The organism is Streptomyces sp. CA-294286 (assembly GCF_050947155.1).
Classification (GTDB): domain Bacteria; phylum Actinomycetota; class Actinomycetes; order Streptomycetales; family Streptomycetaceae; genus Streptomyces.
On the sequence record NZ_CP192005.1, the window covers coordinates 2,669,045 to 2,693,421 of the forward strand.

General features: G+C 63.5%; 24 protein-coding genes and 1 pseudogene. 11 read left to right on the forward strand and 14 right to left on the reverse strand.

Annotated elements, in window-relative coordinates; genetic code table 11:
* Positions 1-2: 2 nt before the first annotated feature.
* The 4 genes from ACQPZG_RS16605 to ACQPZG_RS16620 all read left to right on the forward strand — a co-directional run bounded on the left by ACQPZG_RS16605 (position 3) and on the right by ACQPZG_RS16620 (position 4,693).
* A complete protein-coding gene (locus tag ACQPZG_RS16605) occupies positions 3-983 on the forward strand; it encodes an RES domain-containing protein (protein ID WP_433546532.1) in 981 nt (326 codons plus the stop codon).
* Between the two features lie 87 nt (positions 984-1,070).
* A complete protein-coding gene (locus tag ACQPZG_RS16610; protein ID WP_433546533.1) occupies positions 1,071-1,637 on the forward strand; it encodes a hypothetical protein in 567 nt (188 codons plus the stop codon).
* Positions 1,638-1,850: 213 nt separating this feature from the next.
* Positions 1,851-2,327, forward strand: a complete 477-nt coding sequence (locus ACQPZG_RS16615; protein WP_433546534.1) for a hypothetical protein — start codon at positions 1,851-1,853, stop codon at positions 2,325-2,327.
* A 152-nt stretch (positions 2,328-2,479) separates the two neighbouring features.
* On the forward strand, positions 2,480-4,693 hold the full coding sequence (locus tag ACQPZG_RS16620; protein ID WP_433546535.1) for an NB-ARC domain-containing protein: 2,214 nt from the start codon (positions 2,480-2,482) through the stop codon (positions 4,691-4,693).
* Positions 4,694-4,833: 140 nt separating this feature from the next.
* Here ACQPZG_RS16620 and ACQPZG_RS16625 read toward each other — a convergent pair whose 3' ends face one another.
* Entirely contained in the window at positions 4,834-5,517 is a 684-nt protein-coding gene (locus tag ACQPZG_RS16625; protein WP_433546536.1) for a hypothetical protein, read from the reverse strand.
* Entirely contained in the window at positions 5,501-5,920 is a 420-nt protein-coding gene (locus tag ACQPZG_RS16630; RefSeq protein ID WP_433546537.1) for a hypothetical protein, read from the reverse strand. Before ACQPZG_RS16630 ends, ACQPZG_RS16625 begins: the two co-directional genes overlap by 17 nt.
* A gap of 422 nt (positions 5,921-6,342) precedes the next feature.
* Here ACQPZG_RS16630 and ACQPZG_RS16635 point away from each other — a divergent pair, with 422 nt between their 5' ends.
* Positions 6,343-6,954: a hypothetical protein gene (locus tag ACQPZG_RS16635; RefSeq protein ID WP_433546538.1), complete on the forward strand. Its 612-nt coding sequence runs from the start codon at positions 6,343-6,345 to the stop codon at positions 6,952-6,954.
* A gap of 7 nt (positions 6,955-6,961) precedes the next feature.
* Positions 6,962-7,993, forward strand: a complete 1,032-nt coding sequence (locus ACQPZG_RS16640) for a helix-turn-helix domain-containing protein (RefSeq protein ID WP_433546539.1) — start codon at positions 6,962-6,964, stop codon at positions 7,991-7,993.
* A 268-nt stretch (positions 7,994-8,261) separates the two neighbouring features.
* On the opposite strand, the gene ACQPZG_RS16645 is transcribed toward ACQPZG_RS16640, so the two are convergent.
* Complete coding sequence (locus tag ACQPZG_RS16645; RefSeq protein ID WP_433549437.1) at positions 8,262-8,957, reverse strand: UTRA domain-containing protein; 696 nt, start codon at positions 8,955-8,957, stop codon at positions 8,262-8,264.
* Between the two features lie 9 nt (positions 8,958-8,966).
* Positions 8,967-9,182: pseudogene (locus tag ACQPZG_RS16650) on the reverse strand (GntR family transcriptional regulator); the annotation flags it as partial.
* Positions 9,183-9,200: 18 nt separating this feature from the next.
* Between ACQPZG_RS16650 and ACQPZG_RS16655 the strand changes: the two are divergent.
* A complete protein-coding gene (locus ACQPZG_RS16655) occupies positions 9,201-9,668 on the forward strand; it encodes an NUDIX hydrolase (RefSeq protein ID WP_433546540.1) in 468 nt (155 codons plus the stop codon).
* A 423-nt stretch (positions 9,669-10,091) separates the two neighbouring features.
* Entirely contained in the window at positions 10,092-11,138 is a 1,047-nt protein-coding gene (locus ACQPZG_RS16660) for a DNA-methyltransferase (RefSeq protein ID WP_433546541.1), read from the forward strand.
* A gap of 20 nt (positions 11,139-11,158) precedes the next feature.
* Here the strand turns inward: ACQPZG_RS16660 and ACQPZG_RS16665 are convergent, their stop codons facing one another.
* Positions 11,159-11,842 carry a hypothetical protein gene (locus ACQPZG_RS16665; RefSeq protein WP_433546542.1) on the reverse strand — a complete coding sequence of 228 codons (684 nt, stop codon included), beginning with the start codon at positions 11,840-11,842 and terminating at the stop codon, positions 11,159-11,161.
* Positions 11,843-12,603: 761 nt separating this feature from the next.
* Here ACQPZG_RS16665 and ACQPZG_RS16670 point away from each other — a divergent pair.
* The 3 genes from ACQPZG_RS16670 (at position 12,604) to ACQPZG_RS16680 (ending at position 14,016) form a co-directional block, all read left to right on the forward strand.
* Complete coding sequence (locus tag ACQPZG_RS16670; RefSeq protein ID WP_433546543.1) at positions 12,604-13,179, forward strand: hypothetical protein; 576 nt, start codon at positions 12,604-12,606, stop codon at positions 13,177-13,179.
* Between the two features lie 190 nt (positions 13,180-13,369).
* Positions 13,370-13,618 (forward strand): hypothetical protein, encoded by a 249-nt coding sequence (locus tag ACQPZG_RS16675; protein ID WP_433546544.1) that lies wholly within the window; start codon positions 13,370-13,372, stop codon positions 13,616-13,618.
* A complete protein-coding gene (locus ACQPZG_RS16680; RefSeq protein ID WP_433546545.1) occupies positions 13,615-14,016 on the forward strand; it encodes a PIN domain-containing protein in 402 nt (133 codons plus the stop codon). Before ACQPZG_RS16675 ends, ACQPZG_RS16680 begins: the two co-directional genes overlap by 4 nt.
* A gap of 813 nt (positions 14,017-14,829) precedes the next feature.
* Here the strand turns inward: ACQPZG_RS16680 and ACQPZG_RS16685 are convergent.
* The 9 genes from ACQPZG_RS16685 to ACQPZG_RS16725 all read right to left on the reverse strand — a co-directional run bounded on the left by ACQPZG_RS16685 (position 14,830) and on the right by ACQPZG_RS16725 (position 24,237).
* Positions 14,830-15,699, reverse strand: a complete 870-nt coding sequence (locus tag ACQPZG_RS16685) for a hypothetical protein (protein ID WP_433546546.1) — start codon at positions 15,697-15,699, stop codon at positions 14,830-14,832.
* 250 nt (positions 15,700-15,949) lie between these two features.
* The gene (locus ACQPZG_RS16690; protein WP_433546547.1) at positions 15,950-16,222 is read right to left on the reverse strand and encodes a DNA-binding protein; all 273 of its coding nucleotides are present in this window, start codon (positions 16,220-16,222) and stop codon (positions 15,950-15,952) included.
* Positions 16,219-16,947: a hypothetical protein gene (locus ACQPZG_RS16695; protein ID WP_433546548.1), complete on the reverse strand. Its 729-nt coding sequence runs from the start codon at positions 16,945-16,947 to the stop codon at positions 16,219-16,221. The genes ACQPZG_RS16690 and ACQPZG_RS16695 overlap by 4 nt, the downstream gene beginning before the upstream one ends.
* Before the next feature lie 12 nt (positions 16,948-16,959).
* Positions 16,960-18,558, reverse strand: coding sequence for a hypothetical protein (locus ACQPZG_RS16700; RefSeq protein WP_433549438.1), 1,599 nt, complete (start codon positions 18,556-18,558; stop codon positions 16,960-16,962).
* A 424-nt stretch (positions 18,559-18,982) separates the two neighbouring features.
* On the reverse strand, positions 18,983-19,228 hold the full coding sequence (locus tag ACQPZG_RS16705) for an S-type pyocin domain-containing protein (RefSeq protein ID WP_433546549.1): 246 nt from the start codon (positions 19,226-19,228) through the stop codon (positions 18,983-18,985).
* A gap of 225 nt (positions 19,229-19,453) precedes the next feature.
* Positions 19,454-20,338, reverse strand: a complete 885-nt coding sequence (locus ACQPZG_RS16710) for a hypothetical protein (protein WP_433546550.1) — start codon at positions 20,336-20,338, stop codon at positions 19,454-19,456.
* The gene (locus ACQPZG_RS16715; RefSeq protein WP_433546551.1) at positions 20,335-22,509 is read right to left on the reverse strand and encodes a hypothetical protein; all 2,175 of its coding nucleotides are present in this window, start codon (positions 22,507-22,509) and stop codon (positions 20,335-20,337) included. Before ACQPZG_RS16715 ends, ACQPZG_RS16710 begins: the two co-directional genes overlap by 4 nt.
* Positions 22,506-23,429, reverse strand: a complete 924-nt coding sequence (locus ACQPZG_RS16720) for a hypothetical protein (protein ID WP_433546552.1) — start codon at positions 23,427-23,429, stop codon at positions 22,506-22,508. Before ACQPZG_RS16720 ends, ACQPZG_RS16715 begins: the two co-directional genes overlap by 4 nt.
* A gap of 148 nt (positions 23,430-23,577) precedes the next feature.
* Complete coding sequence (locus ACQPZG_RS16725) at positions 23,578-24,237, reverse strand: Crp/Fnr family transcriptional regulator (protein WP_433546553.1); 660 nt, start codon at positions 24,235-24,237, stop codon at positions 23,578-23,580.
* Positions 24,238-24,377: the final 140 nt, after the last annotated feature.

Genomic DNA, 24,377 nt, shown 5'->3' on the forward strand with positions numbered 1-24,377 from the left:
TCGTGGCCAACCAAAGCTGGGACGGGCCCGACCTCGTGGACGCTTATGCGGACGTCCTGCTCGACGAGCGGCTACAGGAAACCGTTCGCGAAGCGGCTCGGTACGACGACATCTGGGTGGAGCGTGACTTCATCGCTCCGCGCGAGGACGAGGCGCTTCTCGACGGCTGGGAGCGGTTTAGCCACCAAGTGAAATACCGGACCCGCTACGTTTTCTGGCTGGCTTCCCCCGGTAAGGAAGAGAAGCACCTCGGCGGCGGTGAGATTCCCGCAGCCGCCATCCTGGAGTCACTCGGCCAACTAATTCCAAGGGCTGGTCTCGTACGGAGCATTCCGGCCGGGCAACACCTATGGCGCGCACGTGCGCATGACAGCGTAGGGGAAAGCTGGACTGCTGGAATGCTGGGGACCGCGTTGCCCGATCAGGCCAGACAACCTAATCGAATGAGTCCAGCTGGCATCCCTCTCTTCTACGGGGCCGATTCCTCAGACGCCGCAGTTGAGGAAGTGGCTCGACATGCAACCGACGCCCACCCCTGGGTTACCTACGCCGCGTTCGAAACCACCAAGCCGATGAGGGTGGTCGACTTCACTCGCCTGGAGAGCGTTCCGACTATCTTCGACACCGAGCGGGCACACTTGAGGCGTGCGCTGATGTTCTTGCACGAGTTTGTACACCTCATCAGCGCTGACGCGAAGGGGCGCGAGCACCTGGATTATGTACCCACGCAGATCGTCACGGAGTATCTGCTGCGGGTCTTTGATCAGGAACAGCCCGTTAGTGGGCTGGTGTTCAACTCGTCCGCTGCTCGTCACGGCGGCCTGTGCACTGTGCTCGATATCCCTCAGCACCATTGCCTCGATCCGCTCGCGCAGGCCCCGGAGAAGCACATTGCCCTGCGGCTGGTACCCGGCACGCTGCGCGCCGACCGCCCCCTGCGGCCCCGTTCTTCCCAGGCGAGCCGAGACTCCGAGAACCTATGATCACGACCAGGGGTACGAGCGAGTCGTGTGTTCAGGGCGGACACGAGGTGGGGGAGAGATATGGGGCAAGCATGGGGCGCTCTTGCTGTGGCCATCGTCGGAGTGATCGGCACTTTGGGTGCCGCGTTGCTGACACAGCGCAGAGCAGACCACCTTAAGCGCCAGGAACTTGAAGCCCTGGCGAGACAACAACGCGAAGGTCGGGACCACGCTGATCAGGTCCGTCGGGAAGAAGCACGCGCCCAGGTGCACCGTGACCTGATGGATCTGCGACGGGCCTGCTACATCTCCCTGAACACCACGGCACGCCAGTACCAGACCTCGCAGATCAATCTCCTGCACGCGCTACGGAACCATAACGACGCCGAGGTCCAGGCGTGTGCCGAGCAACTCGAGGAACGGAGGTTGGCTCTACGTGACAGCTACGCCGAAGCACAGATGATTGTGCCTCCCACGGTGTTCACCGATGCTCGGGCCGCTAGCCGTCAGCTGAACGGCACCTACGGCCAGCTGAAACGCTTGCTCGCGGCTCCCCATGTCGTCGACGGCGACCTCCTGAGGATAGAAGCGGAGACAGAGCTGTCGTGGGCGCTCCTGTCTGATCTGCGGGGCGCCATGCGCAGCGATCTCGGTGTAGACGAGGCTTCCATCTGAGCGGCGTGATCCCGCAGTTAACGCCGGCCGAGGGTCTGGCCTGAAGCCAGCGTAGCGGCGTTCATCGGTCAGGCCACCACCCTGCGGATACCTCATACCTCCGGCACAGTGTGAGGATCAACAGCTGTCAGCAGCTACGACACCACGAGTTCAAGTCAGTAACCAATACACTCTGCAGTTGACTACCCAAGACCAGGAAGGCAGGGGTACGACATGCTGGAGGAGGCATTGCTGGCTGCGGCCTCAGCGGGCGGCATCGCAGTGGCAGAGGCAGCAGGAACACAAGCATGGACAGGGCTGCGCCAGGCGCTTGCGCGTTGGTTCGGGCGCGGCAATGAACAACGGGAACAGGCAGAGCTGGAGCGCTTGGACCAGACCGCATCCGCCCTCGAAGCATCTGATGCCGACGCTACGGCTCGGGTGCGCATCTACCAACAGGCAATCTGGCAGGCCCGGATCGAGGCCGCGTTGGAGAGTCTGGACGAGACGGAACGCAACCAGGCCGCAGACGAGCTGGGCTCTCTACTCTCCCAGCACGCCCCTACCAGCGAAGTATCTGCCGATCAGGGCGGATTTGCCGTCGGGGGCAACGCGGACATTCACGCGGAGGGAGGGTCAATCGCAGCCGGGGTCATCCACGGTGGTGCGCAGATCGGCCACCCTCCAGTGCCGGATCCGTCCCAGGGCTGAACGGACCGGCAACTCCTAGCGCACTTACCCAGCCCGCAGGTACCGCTAGCTATGAGGGGGTATCTGTCCATGCTAGTTACAACAGTGCAGCGGTAGGTGTCGTTTACCAAGCCGCGCCACGCTTGCCAGCCAAGTGGCCACACCAGGTCGGAGTGATCCCACCTGAAGCGGAATGGTTCCAGGACCGTGCTGAGACCAATCAGCTGGCCCAGCTGCTGCCCTTGGAAGGGGCCGCAGTCGTCGAACCTGCCAACCAAGCGTTGGTCGGCGGGGTGCTGGCCGGAATGGGCGGGGTCGGCAAGACACAGCTGGCTGCCCGCTACGCACGCACAGCCTGGCAGACAGGCACGGTCGATCTGCTGGTGTGGATCTCTGCAAGCAGCCATAGCGCCGTCGCGGCTGGCTATGCCCAAGCCGCGGCCGAAGTCTTGGGCACCGACCCAAATGATCCGGAAGCTGCGAGAGCGTTCCTGGCTTGGCTGGAACCTAAGCCACAACCGAACCCGTGCCGATGGCTCGTGATTCTCGATGACATCGTCGACCCTGTCGACTTGAGCGGGTGGTGGCCGCCAACCAGCCCGTACGGCCGCGTCTTAGCCACCACCCGCCGTAAGGACGCAGCCATGATCGGGGGCAGTAGACGCCGGATCGAAATTGAAGTGTTCACCGAAGCACAAGCCCTGACCTACCTCAAGAACGCTCTTACCAGTCACGGCCGCACCGAGCTTCAAGAGCAACTCACCGCCCTTGCCGAAGACTTGGGTCAGCTACCACTTGCCCTGTCCCAGGCTGCCGTCTACCTCATAGATTCCGGCATCAGCTGCCTGGCCTACCGGAACCGACTGGCCGACCGTACCCGCTCTTTGTCCGACGCAGCTCCTGACGTCCTGCCCGACAACCAGAACCACACGGTGGCCGCTGTCTGGAGCCTGTCCCTCGACCGTGCCGATATCTTGCGGCCAGCCGGCCTCGCCCGACCGACACTTCAGCTTGCCTCGGCGATGGACCCGAACGGCATTCCTGAGCCCGTACTCACCAGCCAACCTGCACTCAACTACCTCGCCTCTCACAGAACCTGCTCTGCTCGCAATCAGGCGGAGGGCAGCGTTTCTAGTGACGACGCTCGCGCAGCCCTACGAGTCCTGCACCGCCTCAGCTTGGTCGAGCATTCTCTAGACTCGCCGCAACCACGGATTCGAGTACATCGGCTAATCCAACGCGTTACGCGCGAAGCCCTCTCCCCTACCGGGCATGCTGATGCGATGCGTTCAGCTGCTGACTCTCTTTTAGCGAACACCGGCGAGCTCCGAGACGACAGGATTGACAGAAGAGGATTTATTGCAAATAGTCAAGCAGTAATCAATAACGCGCAGGGTGATTTATGGACTCCTGAGCCGCATCCATTGCTCTCACATTTAGGCGCCGCCCTTGGAGCCGATTGCCAATTTGATGCTGCTCTGAAGTACTTCCACCAGCTGGTAAACGCAACAAGCTGTCACCTTGGCGAGGAAAGTCGCCATACGCTCGCAATGCGACACAATCTTGCCTATTGGCAATGGCGTGCAGGGGACTTACGTGGTGCCGCCGTCGCACTCAGAGATCTATTGGGAGACGCACTGCGCACAGTCAGGCCGTCTGACCACCTCATTCTGGCAACTCGCCGCGTACTAGCCAATGTCAGAGGAGATTCTGGAGAGGTAGCCGACGCCATAGGCGAACTCACGGAAGTCTACAAGGATTCCGTGAATACCTGGGGGGCGGCGGACTCCTTTTCCCTGGATGTCCGCCATAATCTCTCCCACTGGCAAGGAGTGGCTGGCAACACGACGCTAGCCTCAGATGGCATCAGGGAAGTACTTGGCCTGCGCCATCAGGAAATCGATCCCAACCATATGACGGAGGAGGAATTTGATGCACTTTTGGGCGGGTTGGCTGAATTCATCGAACTGCGCGGAAGGTCTGGACATGCAGACGAAGCGGTCGAACGGTATGCCAAAATCATCGAGGAACTCGGCCAACTCGTGGGCTTCGACAATGAGACCATCCGCTCCTTACGCACTAGCCTAGCGTGGTGGAAAGGAAGCGCGGGTGATATTCCCGGAGCGATCGCGGAATATACGGCTCTCCTGGAAGAAGAATCCAACCTTGAGGCCCATCATCCAACAATCCGAACTCTTCGCCATAACCTGGGATACTGGAAGGGAATGTCTGGGGAGCTCCCCGAGGCAATAGACATTCTTTCAGATCTCCTGAAGTCGGAACTTGAGCATTTGGGGCCAAATCATCCAGATGCACGGTTGACCCGTATCGTCCTCACGCGATTCCATTGGGAATTTGGCACTGTAATGGAATTGCCACCCCTCTAACTCGCAGCACACGGTTCAACGTAAACCATCAGCGCACTTGCGCAACGTGATCTTCGCGCCCGGCACGCTCGCCTGCGGGCCCTCGGGCTTCCCGGCCCCGAGGAGCGCACTTTCAGTTGATCTCTCATGCACCAGCGGGCTCACCGGCCGCCCAGGCTCTCCCCGAGCTCTTCCCTCGCCTTGGCGATCTCGGCCTCGGCGGCTTCGCAGGCGTCATGAGCCCGGTCCGCGGCATTCTTGCCGATGGCCAGGAAGCCGAAAAGCCCTGCGATGAAGCCTGTCAGCACTGCGCTGGTCCTCGCCACGCTTCCGGCCAAGGCCGCATACCGAAGATTCAGGCGGGCTGCTGCCCGCTGCCCCTGCGCACCCCTTCTCCTCGCAGAATCAGCAGCATTGGCCGTGCCAGAAGCACATAGCTCCGCCAGAGCTGCGCAGAGAAGGGCCAAGACCGTCACCCCGCCGGCCGCAATGCCCACGGCCAGGAATGCCATCCCTACACGGCCCCACGTCGACTGCTGGGGCGCGAAGACCCTCATGCTGACCATGCCAGCCATCCCGAAGGCCATGTAGGTCGCGAAGCACCAGCCGATGAAGATTTGGCCGGGTCCAGGCGGCCCTTCATCCTCATCAGATTGATCTTCCTCCGGGGAAGCCTTCTCATTTCGCTGCTGGCCCGGGGGTACTCGGGCTTCTTCGGCTCTCCTGTAATGCGAGTACGGGATCTGCTGGTTGCTGACATCTCCGTACACATTGCCTGCGATGAATACGCCAGGCCCCGTGTTGCTCTGGCCAGCGTTGTTCCGGGGGTCAGTCGTGTCGGGCATGCCCCGCGCCATGGTTGATGGTGAGACCGCCTGCGACGTTTCCGTTGATGAAGGTGCCCGCTCCGTGGTTGTGCTGGTTCGCCACCGACGTCGACGAGGGCTGTTGAACGAGCGCCATCAGTTCGGCGTAGAGATCCGGCTCCGTCTCCGCGAGACGTTGGAACACAGGAGCCCAAGTGGCGGCGAGAGCCCGTGCAACTGGCTCACGGTCGTTGGCCGGCACCCGCACCACAGCCACCCGGTCCCGATCCAGGCGATCAAGCTGAGCCGATACCTCGTCTCCTTCTCCGGCCCGTCGGAACAGGCGACCGATGGCGGCACGCCCCCTCTGGTACCCGTCCTGAGTTGCCTGGGTGAGGAAAGCCGCGGCCATGGTCGTCGCCGCGAACGTCGCTTCGTCCACTTCGTGTCCCCTCAACTGGTCGCAGCACTGTATCCACGGGCGAGGAGGACGGCAGCCGGAACACCTCATCCCGCATTCCAGGCCAGCCCGAAGAGGCCCAAGCAACAACTCATCTTCCGACAGGGGACGTTGCGCACACTGCTCGGCGGTGTGCCGCACTCTCGACGGACGCCGGAAGGCCATGACCGCGGACAGAAGTGGCGACCAGCCCTCCTCCCCAGCTAGGACCGCGACGGACCCCAACGAGGATCAGGTCGAGCGCGTACAGCGCCACGTTCACGTCGACCCCAGCCCTGCCCCTGGCCACGACAAACCTGATCGCAACACCGTGGCCGATGCCGTCGCTGGATCCGCTAGCAACGACACAGGAATAGTTCTACGAATAATTGACAGCAGATAGTTAAATCAGGCAGGATCTCCCTGTGACCGAACCCCTCAGCGCAGAAGAGGCCGAGTTGGCTCTGTCGCCGCATCTCCAAAAGATCGGTGGCTGCATCGACCGCGGATGGCGGCGGTGGCTCACCCTGCTGAAGCAGGACAGCGAACTCGCAATTGTGATCAGCGCCCGTTCACGGGCCAATCTGGTGTACGACTTCATCCGCCACGAGGCCGTAAACGCGTTCGATGACTGCGAGGATGTGACGGTTGGAGACAGCCGTGGCTTCCTGCTTCTCACGTTTGAAGAGAAGATCGTCCTGCGGTTCAAAAAGTTCAGGGACCGCAAGCTGCGAACCAGTGGCATATCCACTCAACAGCGGCACGAGTTTTCCAACCAAGTGCTACCAGGCATGGAGGCGCTAACCCACCTCGTCGCTGGCTACCTGCCCGACAAGGAAGGTCTGGGCCTGGAGCGGATGGCCATCACATGCAGCCTCGATGACGACCGGCTCTGGGTTCTAGAGTTGGATCTTGGCCTCGGTGAAATTGGCGTCACAGCACCTGTCGCCCCGATGCCGTTCACTCCGCAGCGGGATACGATCGTCCGGTCGAAACAGCGCGAAGTCCCAGGTCAGACTGGTACTGAAGAGAGGTAGCCACCCCATGAACCCGCGCCTTCTGCAACTCGCGCGGGAGTCTCGTGGCTTGTCCCAGTCCAAACTGGCTGGGCTCGCAGGCATCTCGCAGGCAGCCCTTTCTAAGGCGGAGAACGGCGTGGGAACGCTATCTCCCGAACGTGTGCAAGCAGTGGCTGAAGCCCTGGAGTACCCCCAAGAGCTGCTCGACTGGCCTGATGAGCCAGTAGGGCTGGGACCATCCGGCTTCTATCACCGCAAGCAGTCTGGCCTCGGCAAGACCGCGCTCCAGCGGATCGAAGCCGAGGTCAACCTGCTCCTCATGCAGCTCCGCCGGCTCGAGGCCAGTGTTGACATCGAGCCTATCTACCGACTCCCCGTCCTCGACTCCGACGAGCACACCCCAGAACAGGCCGCAGCCAAGATCCGGGCGAGCTGGCTCCTGCCGGATGGTCCTGTGCACGATGTGATCAGGACTGTCGAGAGGGCAGGGGTCGTCGTCGTACGACGCGACCTGGAGTCGCCAAAGATCTCCGGCCTGAGCGTCAGGCCACCGAACGGGTTGCCAGTGATCATCCTGAACCACGGGCTGACACCGGCGAGGGAACGCTTCACCGTGCTTCACGAACTGGGACATCTGGTCATGCACCAGCTGCCCAGCGACAACGGTGAGCGCGAAGCCGACGTGTTCGCGTCCGAGTTCCTCATGCCGAGCCGCCTCATCGGCCCACATCTTTCGGGCCTCACCCTCCAGCGCTCAATCCAACTGAAGCAGCACTGGAAAGCTTCCATGGCAGCGGTGATCCAGACCGCCAAGCGCTTGGATCGCATCGATGACAGCCGCTATCGGAGCCTGCAGGTCCAACTGTCTCAGCACGGATACCGCAGGAACGAGCCTGCCGAGCCAGACCGCGAAGTACCAACCATCCTCGCCAACATCCTGGACACGCACCGAGCCGATCACGGGTACTCCGACAAGGAACTTGCAACTGTTGTCGGCCTCCAGCTCCGAGAGTTTCGATCGGAGTACGGAAGCACCTTCGCGCTCCATGCTGTATGAGTGGTGCGTCCCTTAGTGGCCCGTGCCAAGACCACACAGCGACGCGTGCCACAACGTGCCAGTAGGGGCGGTAAACAGCGGTCACCAAGGGCTTCACCTGAGCTGCCGCTGATCACCCCCAGGCAGCTATCGCCCCAGGTCAGAGGGCATTCACCGGCCGAAGTACAGGGTGATTCCCAAGCTCAGAGCGCGAGTTCGATTCTCGTCACCCGCTCCATAGAAAAGCCCCAGGCCAGCGGCCCGGGGCTTTGTTGTTGCCTAGACCGGATCAAGTGTCTCGTGCCCGATACGTGCCCGATGACTGATCATCCGGCTTCCGTGCCGCCTTCTTGCGCGCCTTACGGATCGTCTTGTCCAGCTTCTTCGCCACCACGCGTTGCCGCTCGGTGTCCGAGTGCTGGTAGATCATCGCGGCCTTCTCCGAGGACTGCCCGGCGCGCACCATAGTGTCCTTCAGCGTGGCACCGGACCGGGTGGCAAGAGTGTGTCCGGTGTGCCGGAGATCGTAGAACCGGAACCCCTCCGGCAGGCCGACCGCAGCACGGGCCTTGCGCCACTTCCGCCCGAAGGAGGAAGACCGGGCCTGAAGGGTCTCGACGAACTCCGCGAACTCGTGTCCAGCATCCTCTAGCCGAGCGTAGATGCCGCCGGGGCCGGGGTTCTCGGAGAACAGCTCCGGGATGTCCTTCACGACGTCCCAAGGGAGGTACGACGTAGCTGTCTCGACGGGGGTGCCGTTGCGGAAGTAGAGACGGCGACGGGCAAGAACCTTGGCCCCGGGGGCGACGCCAAGACGCTCCGCGATCTCCTCGGGAGCATCCGCCGGACCGATGAATAGCACGCTCACCTTGGCGGTCGCACCGGCCTGTTCGGACTCCGCGAGATAGGCAGCCTTCCCGCCTTTGCGGTGCGAGCGCCGGAACCGGTCCGACGATCGGTGACGCACCGGGGGCCGATCCTTCACCGAGGAGCCCTTGCCGTGCCTCGTTTCGACGAGGCCATTCGCGCGGACTTCTGCCATGGCCTTGCGGATCGTGCCGCCGGAGACGCCGTAACGGTCGACCAACTCCGACTCGCTCGGCACCATGTCGCCGGGCTTGAGGACGCCCGCCCGGATCTGCTTGACGATCTCTTCTGCGATCCGAATGTATCGAGGTACGGCCCGGTCGCCTCCTACTGCTGTTCCCATCGTCCTACTCACTCTCCTATGCTCCTGTACATGAGTAACAGTGCCCAGGAAGCCCCGTCAACGCCGAAGCACAGTGTGTCCGTGGCAGGGGCGGTGGTGCGCGATGACGGGCGACTCCTGGCGATCCGCAGGGCGGACAACGGGACGTGGGAGTTGCCAGGCGGGGTCCTGGAGTTGGAGGAATCCCCAGAGCAGGGTGTCACCCGAGAAGTCTGGGAAGAGACTGGCATTCACGTCGAGGTTGACCAGCTCACCGGCGTCTACAAGAACACGACCCGGGGCGTCGTTGCCATGGTGTTCCGGTGCAAGCCATCTGGTGGCACCGAGCGCACGTCTGACGAATCGATGGCAGTTGCTTGGCTCACGCCCGAGGAAGTCACCGAGCGGATGTCCGAGGTCTACGCAATCCGCCTGCGAGACGCCCTGGACGGAGACGGGCCACACGTCCGGACCCACGACGGACACCGCATGATCCCAGCGCGGTAGAACTTTCCCTACTTCATCAAGAGGCCCGCTACCGCGGGCCCGGCCCCTTGGCTGCGGGCTCTGCGCCTTCGGCGCCCGCCCGCTGCCCTGGGCCGGTAAGCAACCGGCCCGATGTAGGCAACCCCGCTCGTGGCTGGTGCGGTCGGCTCCACGGCTTTACCCACCTCCCCAGTTCGGGTCCCGCGTCGAGCAAGACCAGGGGGCCACTCGTTCACATTCCGGGCAGGATCACAGCCTGCCCGAGTTGCCAGCCAGCGTACGACCCCCTGATCATGCTCGACCCCAAACTGGACAGGGCACCGGCCAAAGCCGCTCCGCCGACCTCCGCATAGGCTCTACCAACCTCCGGCGACCTCTTCGCCTACACTTGTATCTCCCGCATCTTGCTGGTATCACCTGTGACCTTTCGTGGAGGTTCTGAAATTGCTGCAGCTCAACGGAATTCACTCGGGTGACTGCCTTGAGTGGTTGATGACGCTTCCGGACAATAGCGTCGATACGATCATCTCATCTCCTCCGTACAACATTGGGAAGTCTTACGAATCTCGTACGCTACTCAATGAGTACCTGGCCCTGCAGGGGCTCGTCCTTCGAGAATGTCATCGAGTTCTCAAGGAAACCGGATCCATTTTCTGGCAGGTTGGGGTCTATGCGGATAAGGGAGTTCACATTCCTCTTGATGTCCGATTTTTCCCGATCCTGGAGGATCTTGGAATGATTCCAAGGAACCGGATTGTTTGGGTTAGGCCGCACGGCCTGCACGCCAAGAACAAGTTTTCTGCTAGGCATGAAACAATTCTCTGGTTCTCAAAATCCGCGGAATACAAATTCTTTCTCGATGAGATCCGCGTGCCGCAAAAATATCAGAACAAGAAATCTTGGAGAGGGGATAACAAGGGTGAGCTGACATGTAACCCTCTAGGCAAGAACCCTGGCGACATCTGGCTCTTTCAAAATGTCAAGCACAATCATGAAGAGCAGACTGTTCACCCTGCGCAATTCCCAGAAGATATGGTGGCGCGAATGCTGCTTGCTACCACAAAGCCCGGGGATGTTGTTCTTGACCCCTACATGGGGACGGGAACGGTCGCCGTAGTAGCTCGCGACCATGGGCGGAACTATCTCGGGGCTGAGCTGGATCCTACCTATCATGACATTGCCTTGCGGCGAATCTCGGGTGAGCCTGATCAGGAAGGAGTATTCCCGAACTTGAAGACCCTGCGTGACTATGTTTCACGCACAGGAAAGCCCATCGAGGATTATCGTTTCGAGGTACAAGTCGGGAAAACTCCGACCGAACGAAGCAAGTCGAAGCGCTTTGATGAGGCACACCACTTGGTCGAGATTGAGAATCGACTGGCCACTGAAGAAGAGTCGTTCGGCCAGCGCACTCGCGGACTCTCCGATGGCCTCCCAAGTCTGCCAACACAGGAAATCAAGCCGGTCGACGAGCCGTTGGGTCTCTTTTAGAGGCCCTATCGTCGTGCCACCTAAAGGTGAGCGGTGAGTCGGGCGGCTTGGCCTCCAGCCCTCTTACGAGCGCTCCAATTAACGCGAAATTGCCGCTCCTCTCCCGTGACAATGCTTCTGGAAGTCCTTCCCGTGTAATTGTTCCAGGAAGCTGAAACGGTCGTTGCCCTTGGGTCAATATTGAGACCGATCAGGCGAATTGCCAGATTAAGGTCTAGCGCACTGAGGACGCTCTCCATCTGCGCCCGCCCTTGCTCGAAATATAGCGTGCTCTGCGAGGCGGGCAGACATCCACTTTTCGTTACAATGAGCAGAGCCTGCGGGGGAGACGACATCCCAGCCAGTTTCCAAGAATTCCGGGCAACGACCTGGCTGCGGATGATATTGTTCCAAAGGAATGGATAGTTGGAGAATTGCCATTCCGCTAGAACTGCGTTCTTTCCAGCATCCCAATCGGTGCCAAAGGCTCGCAGTGTTGGTGGAACAATGATTTTGTTCCAACCGTAAGCTGCAGCACCAGCGGTCAGAATCCTGTTGGTAGCCTTTGGGTCGAAGATTGCTTGGCCATCGAGGCCAGCTTGGCCGCTCGGTTGAAGTTGCAGAGTTAGGTTGTCCAATACGGACGCGATCTCATGCCACTCCTCTTCACCTTCTGTCGAAAAGTATGTCTCGGCGCCGAAAAAATCTGCGATTTCAAAAAGCATGAACCCCTCCATTTATGATCGCGAGAGGTGATCCTACAAGAGGTTCTGTTGCGATGAAGTAGAAGCGGGAGCGCCGGGGTTCGCGCTACTTTGTAGAGATAGGTCAAATTATGACAAATGGGAAAATTGCGGAAATTTCTTGCTTAAATAAGAACTGCCCGACAATTTGTAAGTAGGAGCAGGCATGACCCTGACTGCATCGCGGTGTTCCTGTGGAGCTCGAAAACTCACGCCCCAATAGGGGGCGCCTCATCGGCGTCTGCGGCGCCGTTAGCGGAAAAAGACATCGATCGACGCGGGCCGCCGGAAGCTATCAGCGGATGTACAGCAACGGAGTACCGAGGCCCCAGCGAACGTTCCCGCCCGCCTCCGTCCTCTCATGGACTCGTAGCGACCGGTATGGCACCCAGTGACCGATCCAGTTAGAGCTACGGGTCAGAAGGTATCCGTGCCCGATCCGTGCCCGGCGAGGCGGTGAATCACGGTCAACCACAGGTGCCAAGGTGAGCCCCCTGAGTTCGCCTTGGCCCTCATCTCCGCAGCTCAGCAAAGCAGGACGGGCCCGAGGAGGCGTTGATTCCCAAGCTCAGAGCGCGAGTTCGATTCTCGTCACCCGCTCCAGCACGAACCCCCAGGCCACAGGCCCGGGGGTTCTTTCGTTGTCCAGGCCAGGTCAGAGCCGTGCGCCATCTCTGCACCGCCAGCTCCCTTCCATGCCTACCCAGAGACGAGGCTCACCTGCCAGATCACAGAATGACAACATGGAAATGTCTGAGCCCTACGCGACGACTGTCGCAGCCGTGGCACCTGTGGTCTGGGCCATTGGAACCGTTGAAGTTCACCAGGTGATCAAGCGTATGCGGACGGTATGCGATGACCGAGATCGCCTGGTGACGGAGTGCCTCCGCGCCCTCGCCGTCGCCCACGATGACACGGGCCTCGCACAAGCACGCAGAGACTGGAAGGCCATCCGGCGGCAGGATCGGCGCGCCTGGCCTTCAACCCTTCTTTACGTGGCATGGAGCTACCTAGGGATTGCCATGATCTTTTGCGTAGTAAGCGCATTGGGCTGGTTGGCAGAGCGCGGCGGACCAGGAAAGATCAGCGGGACGGACCCGACCGCCGCAAATTTTTGCCTGCTAGCCATCACCACCGGCCTCGTCTTCATCACCCTCCTGCCCATGGCGGTGGCTACAGCAGAAGCGATCCGCTCTCTTCGCCGGGCCCGCACCAAGCAGCGCGAGTTCGCCCGGCGCGAGGCCGAGACCGCCTCGCGCATTGAGGCCCTGCGATCGGCGAACTCAGGGTTGCCCTCAAGCGACCCGCCGACGACATGACGAAACCGTGCGGCGGTCGCGTCCGCATCGTCTCCCTCTGAACCAGAGGCGCCGTTGACTGGGATGCCTCAGTCGGCACCGCCCGACCGAGTCCGGCATCAGGGTGCTTGTTCGGCATACGGCGTGGGCCACTAGTCGGCACTGGGGAAGAAACACCATCACGGCGCGCATACTTCAGTATGCTGTCCGTATGTCCTCGACGACTCGCATCACTGTCACCCTGCCCAGCGATCAGGTGGCCGAGCTCCGCAAACTCACGGACAACGTCTCCGGGTACGTGGCGGAAGCAGTCGCCCGCCAGATCCGGCACCAGTTGCTCGGTGATGACCTGCGACGCCACGAGGAGGAGCACGGCAATTTCACCGACGAGGACCTTGCAGAGGCGCACTCGAAGATCTTTGGCCCCGCAAGCACCGGCACCCGGTCGGACGCCGCGTGATCGAGCGCATCGAAACCGTCGTTCTGGACTCCGAGGGGCTGTCGGCCTGGGTCGCGCAGGACCGGAAGGTCCTCGCGATGCTGCGGGTGTTCCATGACATGGGTGCGGACCTGGTCGTAGGGGCGAACACGATCGTGGAAGTCAGCCATGCGCGCACCAACATGCCACGGCTCAACTGGACACTGTCGCGGGTCAAGGTGGAACCGGTCACCGAGCAGGCGGCCAAGGCAGCCGCCGAACTCCTGAAAAGCAGCGGGTTGCACGGCCATAAGTACGCCATCGACGCCACCGTGGCGGAGGTGGCCCTGCGGCAGCCGGGGCCGGTCGCGCTGCTTACTTCCGACACCGACGACATGACAAAACTTTGCGGCACCCGCGTCCGCATCGTCTCCCTCTGAACCATCAGCGCCCTTGAGTGGGATGCCTCAGCAGGCCCCGCCGGTCTGAGTCCGGCCGGTTCATGGCTTCACAGGCGGGCCGAGGGGCAGGACGATCTCCGCAACCACCAACCACCAACCACCGCAGCGGTGGCGGGGGCATTCGATCCAGGGGGCCGGCATGGCGAAATGCGGTGCGCGCACCAAGACAGGCGGTCGTTGTCAGCGGAAGGTCGTGACGGGCACTTCCCGTTGCCCCGTACGTCAAGGTGCTTGGTCAGCCTACGGCGTGGCCCAGCGCAAGGAGAAGGAAGCGCGGGATACGCAAGAAGCGCTAGCGCCGACGCGGGGAGTGGGCGGCTGCCGGGCGTGAGGAGAGCCAGGTCAACTCCGAGCGGTTGATGATCGGCTCGTCCCTGACGGTCGTGCCACAACGTGCCAGTAGGAGCGGTAAACAGCGGTCACCAGGGGCTTCGCGGGAGCTGTACGCGAACGCCTCCAGGCGGCCATCGCTCCAGGTCAGAGGCCATGCACCGGCCGAAGTGCAGGGTGATTCCCAGGCTCAGAGCGCGAGTTCGATTCTCGTCACCCGCTCCATCAATCACGGCAAAGCCCCGGGCCGACGGCTCGGGGCTTTGCCGTTGCTCGACGAAGTCTGCATCGAGTCTCAGAGAGCTACGGGTGGCGTAAAGAACCCTCGCAACCCGAGTGACCTCGCGGTGGTCGACTCTGGAATGACGGGCGTCGCCCGGTAGCACTCACCCCAATCAGGCTGGGTAACGCCGAACTGACCCAGGTCCCGTATGCGCAGGGGTCAGCGTCTCCCAGGGAACGTCAGGGCTCCCTCAGCCCCATGGCCAGGTCCCTCAGATCGTCCAGCACGGCTACGCTCCGAAAAATGGCCTGAAGGGAGGTGTTAATCTGCCTGGAGGGACGGCGCAGCTGGCGGCTCGAAGAGCCGATCATACTGATCACCGCCGTTATCTCCTGGAAAGCGCCTGCCGCGTCCTGCACGGCTTGCGGGGCGGTGAGGAACTGTCCCAGCACCCCCTCCGTGCCCTCCGGCCATTCGCTGCGCGGCGTGCTCGACGCCCATTTCAAGAACGCCCGGAACGCGTCGGCGCTGGTCCGCATGCGCGCCGTGAAGCGTTCGGCTGCCATCTCCAAGTCGTCCGCCGGCCCCTCGATGGCCTTAGCCAAGCGGTTGATCACGGCCATCCGCATGTTCATCGAAGCCCCGGGATGGTTGGCACGTGCCATGTCCTCTCCGATCAGCTCCATCATTGCCACCAGGTCCGTCACGGCTGACTCCACGTCGGTCATGTCGCCGGAGATAGCCTCCATTTGCGCTTCCACCTCGACGACCCAGTCGAACAGGCCAGGGGCGTCCTCCTCTGCCCCGGCGGCGCGGTTCTCGGCGGGCTCGGGCCCGACCCCCTCGGGGAGCGAGGGGTGACTTCCGCCGCCCAGCATCTCCGTCAGTAGACCCGTTAGTTGCCGTCGGGCGGTACCCGTGTCGGCAGGCTTCGACGGGAACGGAATCGTTCCGGATTCCAGGAGCTGTTCGGTTCCCTCCGCGACATGGACGGTGTACCTGCCAAGGGCGTGTCGCATTCCGAGCCTGAACGAGAGCTCCGCCCCAGATTCGCTGAGGTCCGCGACGACGACGTCTACTTCATTGATCATGCGGAGCAGTTGGTCCATGGGCAGACCGGCCTCAGTGAGCCTGTCCGCTCGCAGGAAAGTGAGACCGAGCTGCTCACATGCGGGATGGACGATGTCCTCGAAGAAGACGGCGGACCGGTGTCGCTCCCCAGAGGGAGAGTGACCGGGAGGTGCAACGGCGGTGGTGGTGCAGATGGCAAGGCAGGTGGGCATGGCGGGGCTCTTTCAGAGTGGGTTCGGGGAAGGCCCCGTCGGGGCCGCCAGGCCCCGACGGGGTGAGGCGTGGAGATCAGTCGAAGAGAGTGAGCGCCACGCCGTCGGCAACCTCGTCGGCGAAGACCGGGCGTTCTTCGATGCCCAGTGCGCTCAAAAGGTCCACCGTGAGCACACGGTGGCGTCTGCCAACGCGCACGGTGGGGCAGGGAAAGGCGTTCTGGCCGACCAGGCGGTAGGCAGTCCCGAGGCACATGCCAAACGCCCTGGCCGCCGTTCGCAGATTGACGCTGACCGGAAGATTGAAAACGTCCCGGAAGGTAAGGGGAGTTTCATCGCGGTCGGTCATCCGCTCCTCCTTACGCGACGCAGAGACACCCTGGCGACCTGGCGGCCCCGGCCTGAGAACTCGACACTCATGGCGGTGTCGGCTGTTCCCCATGCCTGGGCGAGGGCGCCGAGGCGTACACCCTCGATACGGTGGGCGGGAACGGTGAGCCGCATCGTGGCGGAGAGTCCGGGCCGACGCAGGGAAGGGTCGTAATCCGCCTGCCAGCAGTCCGCTGCCGCTACGGCGGTGGGAACGCCGCTGACCCCCTCGACATCGCCCACGGCCCTTTCGAGGCGAGTCCGCCGCCACCTGTCGTACCCACGTGAACAGGCCGAACGCAGCACTGTCCCACCAGGGTCTGGATCATCTGCGGGCAAACCGGCCAGCGCTTCGAGGTAGCAGGTGATCAGTTCGGACTCTACGTCGCCCCGTTCGGCGCGAAATTGCCAGGTGATCTTGTAGGCGGTGCGACGGAGCCCTTGGAGCCCCAGCCAGACCACGGCCTCCGGCCAGGCGGGTCCCGCGGCTCCGGCTTGGACGCGCTCGGCCATCTGGTGCCACAGGCCCGCGCGTACCTCAGGTTGGACGGAGCGGTCATAGAGCAGTTGGCGGGCCCGCGCCAGGGGCAGTGGTTCGCACACCTCTTCCGAATCGCCGTAGAGACGTAACGCGGGCGTCGGCTCGCTCTCGGCGCAGTGACGCTCGACGACGGTGAAAATGCCGGGGTGAGGGGGAAGTGCCATCGGTCCTCCAGGTCAATCGGTGTTCGAGACAGGTGACGCGGCGCGCCACGCGATCTGCGCCTGGGTCGCCAGCTCCCTGCCAGGCATTGAGTCGGGGCACCTCTCGACGGCCAGGAGCCAGCGGAGGAAGCCAGGTTGCCGGTCGACCACCAGCTCTGCGAGGAGTTGGCTCAGTGCCCTGGCCTGTTGTCCCGTACGGGCCGCCTCGGCACACCAGTCGACGAGGGCATCGTGCATGGACCCGAAGGAGGACGATTCGTTCAGCGCGTGCGCTGCCAAACGCACCACGCTGGATATCAACTGGGGGTCCATGCGGATCTGGTCGCTCCACCACGCGAGGTCCATGCGCACCATCGCTGGGAAACAGAGGGCCGCCAGCAGGCCAGGGACGTCCTCTTCTCCCCGGGACCAGTCCTGCATGCAGCGAAGCACGGTCTTCTTAGCACGGGAGTCCCCGGCTTCGAAGCGCTGCTTCAACGTCTCAGCGACGGCAGTGGCGACGGCCCTCGCATCCGTATCGCCGTCCAGGGTTGTGAGAAGTTGTTGCAGCAACCGCAGGGCGTGCTCTTCCGCGACTGCACCGCGGTCCGGGTGGCAGGCGTGGATCACGGTTTCGCGCAGCGGGGCCTCGGTCTCGACACTCCATTGTTCAAGCAGGTCAGCCGCCGTACGCCCTGCTGCCGGGTCTTGGACAGCCGTGGCCAGAGACCATCCCGCCACCTGAGGAGCCCAGCGTGACGGAGCCAGAGCAAGTTCACGAAGGTGTTCCATGGACCGGCCACCGGTCGCCACCGCCATTGCGGCGACCGCCCGCCCAGCCATTTCTACCTGCTCCGCCTCAGGTCCCGGACCAGCGAGCCAGGAGTGCAGCAGAGGCACGAAATCCATGTGGTCACGGCACAGGACCTCCCACACGGCTTTCCTCATGGCGGACCGGAAAAAGGCCACGCTGTACGTGATCCCGTCCCCAGCGCGTCGCATACGCCGCGCCCCAAGAAGCCGTAATGTCTCGGGCCCGAAACATCGACGGGTACCGGCCGCCGAGTGGTCGCAGGACCTCCCGGCACAGGTATCCCGAATTTCTGCCGACTCCACAAGTCGGAGCAGGTCCTCGGCTCGCTGCGTCACCACGCCGCGGTGCAGCCCTCCGTAGACCGTGACGGCGAGCAGATCGGCGCGGAGAACGGGGTCGGTCTGGGCGCGGGTCACGGCTTCAGTGCCCTCGGCCAGGGCCACATGGCGCAACACCTCGGCTCCGGAGGCTCCGCCCGCAACACCCAGGTTGAGTGCGGCGTCCGCCGTCCGTGCCGCATATCGCGGTGGCAGTCCTTCGGGCAGCAGTTCGTCGAACTGGCCCGGAGGCAAGGCCCGCAACCAGGCGGCGCACGCCTCCCTGTCGGACGAGCCGTCAGCGAGGTGAGCGTTGAAGACCTTCCGAGCGTCCGGTGGATGGTGCCGCACCACCGGTACGCCCAGGTGATCCGCCAGGGCGTCTGCAAGTCCCGGAGCATCCGTCAACACGATGATCAGACGCGCTGCGGCCTCAGCGAGGGGCGTCTCAAGGCAGGACAGATCCCATGCCCGGAGCGTGAGCGGGTCCGGGGGCTCCATCACGAGGTATCCGTGCACTCCCTGAGACCGCGGTCGCCATCGCGAGAGGTTGACGGCCCCGTCCACCTGAACGAGTACGGCATCTTCATCGCCGTGGGCCAGCAGATTAAGGGCGTGTGTCTCGCGTCCTGTCCCTCGGTCCCCGAGAAGCACGGTAATGCCCGATTCGACTGCGGCAAGCGCTTCGTCGAAGGAGGGTGGCGGCACGAAACGCCGTCTCGCGGTCGCCAGGTACTTGGCCCGTACGGGGCCCTGCCGCAAGGGCACCGCGGACGTGGCGCCGCCGGTCAGGTGAGACACAGTGTGCCGCTGGCCACCCATTACCGTGCCAGCATTGACAGTGCTGTTCGGAGCTACAACTACGAGATCCCGGCTGGAGCTCACAGCTGCGACGAGATCGTCAAAGTCGCCACGCGGAGGGGTCTCAGATGTATCCATCGGCCCTCCCGTCAGCGTGGCCGGAGAGCTCGACGGCGGTGACGTGCTGGCCGCCATGGACTACGCCGGTGTTGATGATCCCGCGTTCGGCGTTCAGAACCGTCGTCAGGGGCGCCTTCGCCTCCTGGACTGCATCCGGCACCTTTCCGTGGGGAGCCACCGGATCGGTGGTCTCCTGCGTTAGGGGAAACGCGATGACGTCGTCCGTATTGCGATTCTCTGCTGCTCGCATGCCGCCCTCCAATGCTCTGGGCTCCCGGAAAGCGGCCCGGGCTCCCGTCTCGTGGACACATCGAGAGTCTCGCGTTTCACTCTGGGCTTCTGCTCCCCAGGACCAGAAAACAAGTGACTGCAATCACAGAGCGGAAATCGTGGAACCCGGGCAAAGAAAGAGCGAGTGTGCTGCCCGAAGACAGCACACTCGCCCATACATTCGATTAACGAGCGCAGAATGAGGTCAGACGACCCCGCCGGGGGCGGGGCGCCCTAGAGCAGAAATCCGGTCCCTGAGGATGTAGGAAATCTCTTTGCGCTCCTGATCGGTCAGGGTGCCCAGCAGCACAGCCAATTCCTCCTGCCAGTCACTGCGCGGGGGGCTCAGCAGGTTCTGGTGGTCGACCGACCAGTCCAGCACCTGCCGCACCTGATCGGGATGCCTGAGGAGCCAGAGCGCGGCCAGGGACACCGGTCCGGCATGCAGCGCCTGAAGGCAGAACTCGTACTCCCCACGCCGGCTGGTCGTCCAGGAGTAACGGACTCCTTCGCCCTCCTCCTGGCCGAGCAGCAGCTCCTCATCGCTTTCACGGAGCCGCACGTCGAACACCCGGTAGCTCAGCCCCGTTTCCTCAAGGCGCTGCGGCACGCCGAGGTACTGCATGATTTCCGGCGCCCCCAGCCCGCTGTCGGCCACCGCTTGCGCCTCGACCAAGTGGTGCAGGGCGCTGGTGAGGCGAGTCCGCACGACGTGCCAACCGTGCGCGGTCCTCGTACGCACGACGCGTACGGGGTCGTGGGCCCACCATGAGACCCACAGGTCCACCGATTCCATCCCGTACACGGTGGGGAGGCCGACCGCCCGCGTGTCCACGTGCTCTCTGGTGTCCACTCGGAAAACATCGGTGTAGCGTCCGGCCAGGGTGGGTGGAGCCGTCTCGTCCGGCGCGGGTACGAAGGAACCGGCATCGTCCGGGTCCCCGCCGCTACCGAGGGAGTGATAGTCCCCCACTTCGTCCCTAAGCACCAGGGACCAGTCTCTGGACGCGGACCAGCGCCAACGGAGGATTTCCCGCCAGGGCGGGCCGGTGACCCGGAAGTAGAGACGCTCAGTTGATTCCTCGCTCATGCTGCCTCCCTTCGTTGACCGGAGCGCCAGTTGCTGAGTGAAGTCCGCGCCGTGTTCAGTCCAGCCCATCCGTCGGCGCCCTTCTCATCCAACTCCACAAACAAGCGGAACTCGCCAAATCGCATGCCGCAAGCCAATTCCACAAAAAGATTCTCCACCGCGTGGAACTGCTTTTCGTCCCACCGCGACCAATCGGCCCATTTCAGCAGTTCCGTACAGGTCGTATCGAACGAACTCTCCGCGTTCAGCGCACGGCGGACCATTTCCACGATCCACCCCGTTTCCGGAGTCTCGACCGCGAGTCTCGGAACAAACCATCCCGAAAATTGCAGCAACTGGCCGAACAGCGGCAGCACCTGTTCCGGGCCACACCGCTCCGCCTCCAGCCACTCGACGAGTCGGCCGAGCACCTTCAACTCGTTGCCAGCCTGGAAAAGGCTCAGGATCGCCACCCGTACAGCCAGCAAGACCTTTTCGTCGTCGTGGTGCGGGTCCCCAGGTCGACGGTGCATACCGAGGAGGAGATCGTGCAGGAGCCGCAGTGCCAGGTCGGGACGTGAGAGTCCGAACTCGGCTCCACAGGTGTACGCCACCGTCGTCCTCAGGTGGACGGCAGCCGCCAGGCTCCAGCGCTGGAGGCGGTAGCGCACCTCCGCGACGAGTACCGGGTCCTCGGCCGCGATGCCCAGCGCATTCGCCGCGATGAGACGGCTGGTCGTGCGGTCCGATTCGGCGAGAGCCTGGATGTGCCGCAGTGCGTGCCTGCCGCCGCCCCACCTTGCTGCCCTTCCCATGAACTGACCGACCGGCTGGGTTAGTTCGGTAGTGCGCTCCACACCTCGCAGCCACTCGACTAGAAGGTCCGACAACTGTCCGTACTCACACCACACATGCCTGAGCACTGCTTCGGCCTGCCGATGCCTGACGAACACCACCCCTTGCACACTGTGCGCGTAGGCTCCCTCCGTGCTGATCACGCGCTCCTGTCGGACGGCGCGGACGGTGTGCAGCAGATCAGTCAGGGACCGCCGGAAGACGAAGTCCGGGTTGGGTCGACCGGGTTTCTCGGTTCCCAAGGAGTCCGTCAGCGGCAGCTCCGCCGAAAGTCGGCCCTCTGACAACTTCAGCAAGCGGGCAGCCTCCTCACTGACGAGTCGATGGTCCAGGCCCTCGTAGACGGAGGCGGCCAGCAAGAAGGCCAGGGCATCCGGATCGTCGCGCAACTTCCGCATGAGATCGGGGACCTCCCGCTCGGCCCGGTAGCTCAGCCGACCCCCCAGGTCACCGAGCGCGTCCGGGTCACCGTCAGCGGTCACGATGGCCGTCACCAGTTCCACCACCTCGGCCGGCACCAGCTCCGGGACCAGCAGGTCACTGAGCTCGTGGCCATGGGTCAGCGCCGCCAGCAGACGCTCTCGCTCCTGCTCATCCGCGATCAGTTCCTCGAAGTAGCTACTGAAGACCACGGCGGGAAGCGGCGGAACGCACGGAACGGGGCGGACGTGCAGATCCTGTTCGAGGCGATGCAGCAGCGCAGCATCATCAGGAAGCATGATCACCATGTGCGCTGTGGCCCTTTCCAGGAGCGAGCGCACATGCCCCAGGACACCGGGGCCTAAGGGCCGTGACGGAAACAGTCCGTCCATCAGGTAGCCCCGCGCCGCCGGATCGGTGGGCTGCCAGCGGTCCAGTTCGGTGACGCTGTCCAATGCCCGCAGCAGGGCGCCTTCCCCACAGCTCTCACGCAGGAGGTTGAGCGCCGCGGTGCGTCGGCCCGAACCCGGCCGCCCGGCCAGGAAGAGCGGTCCGTCCCTCAGCTCCGCGAGGGCGCCGCCGAACCAGTCGGGTCGCGCGTACCCGAAGGCGGCGGCACGCACCTCTGCCTCCGAAACGGGCCCCTCACGCACCCTCCCTTCTCGCGGCCCCCGCGCTTCCTTCGCGGATGCGTTGTGCACCCGCTGGCCTCCGTGGACAGCCCCGGAGTTGAAATTCCCTCGCGGCGCGTACACGAACGAGAGCGGCCCCCTGCCAGCCGCGCCGATCGCGTCGAGCAGTTCGGGGGCGTCATGCTCGACCTCGGTACGCGAAGGCCCCTCGTCGGGCGGTAGCTGCGGCGCGGCCGGTGCCGGTCCGGGCGCCTCCGCCACCCGCGGCGTCTCGTCCGGGGTCACTGCCGCCCCTGGTACTTGTTGCCGCGGACCTGATCGCCCTGGAAACCGCGGACACGTCCGGCCTTATTGCCCTCAACGCGGTCGCCGGCGACATGGTGGTTCGCCACGCTCTGTCCACCGTGGACCGTGCCGGTGTTGAGGTTGCCGCTGGGGGCGCTGTTCCTTACTTGCGGGGCCGGGGTCTCGTCGTGCGACTGCGCGGGGGCCGCTTCCGGCGCCGGCTCCTCGGTGGTGGCGGCGTCCGGGTCCTCCTCGTAGAGCGGACCGGACGGCTGGGGTACGTAGATCCAGGCCCGTTGGGAGAACGGCTTGCTTTCGACCGTCGCCGCCACCTCAACAAAGTGGTCGAGGTGGCGCCCGGTGTACCCGCCGACGACGGCGTCCTCGTAGCAGCGGTCGGAGAGGATCGCCGCGACGTGGGTGATGTTCGCCTTGTGAGAAACGAGTACGGCCTTGACGGGACGTGAGTCGAGTAGACGGTGCGTGTCGTTGCGCGCCGTGCCGTTACCGCTGAACTCGTCCCCGGTGTCGGGCAGTGGACCGACGTGCACACTTGCCCGGAGCCTGATGGGCGCGGCACCGTAGGACAGAACGTTGTAGTCCGTCAATACGTCCTGAAGCGTGAGCAGCAGCGGATGGATCACGAAGGGCATACATGTGGGGTCGAACCCGAAGATATAGCCGTCCCCTGTCGAGGTGGGGAAGGTGCGGTCCTCCCAGAGGTCCTGCAGTTCCGCCCTGAATAGCGCGGTCTTGAGGAGTTCGGGCACGGCCCGGCTGACGGCTTCATGCTCGATCGCCGGGCGTCCCGTGAAGTCCTTGGCGTCCACGGCCAGAATGCCCCGGTAGCCGGGTAACGGCCGACTGTGGGTGTTGGGGCGGGCGATTCGCTGGGGCAGTTCGCAGATGAACTCGCGCATGTCACTCCTCTGTGAAGCCCACCCGACCTCTCTGAGCACAGGTGGGGGTGTTCGTGCGTGCAACGCTTTGCGTTTCGAGCTTCACAGTGGGCATGGGAACGGTCCGCGCCGTAGGCCCCGACGAGGAGTGACGTGGATCACGCCGCACTTAGGGGTCCGTGCCGTCGAAGATCGCGTTGCGCAGCCCTTCCAGGTCGACCACTCGGATCCGACTCTTCCCCGCCTCCACCCGGCCCCGCCCGAGTTGTTCCAGCGCCTTGCTGACGGCCTTGCGGCCCACTCCGATGTGCTGCGCCAGCTCTTCCCTGGTGAGGTCGAAGGACCGCTGCCCGCGAGGGGACACCTCGATCAGGCGAAGCAAGGCCACAGCGAGCCGCTGGTGCGCAGCCCCGTCCTGAATCTCGGTCTGTTCCCGCAGACGACGGGAGGTCATCACGGCGAGCGGACAACCGAGCCGGTGGTTGTCGATGAAGCGCCGGAAATCCTGCCCAGGAACCAGAGCGGCTTTGCAATTGCTCATTGCCCATACGCTGGCCATGCGCACACCCGGACCCTCGAGCGCCATCTCGCCCAGGATGTCCCCACGGCCGCGGAAGGCGAGCAGCCGCTGCCGTCCGTCGCGGTCGGTTCGGACGATCTTCACCACCCCCTGTACCAACGCGAGCACCTGAGTTCCCTTATCGCCCTGACGCAGCAACCGTCGCCCGGCCAGGTACGTCTGGGTCGGATACCGCTCCAGCTCAGCCCACTCCTCGTGCGGCAGCAGAGCGCGAAGTGGTGACAGTGACAGGGAGTGATCTTCGCTCATGCGATCACGCTAGAGGGGGAACCCTCCAGGTAAGGGTCGAATAATGCATTCCGCACCTGAGGCATAGCAAAGAGGCCGGAACTCTTCCGTTCGGCGGAATTCCGCCGGAACCTTCCGGGCGTACGCCGTAGTGCCGCCCC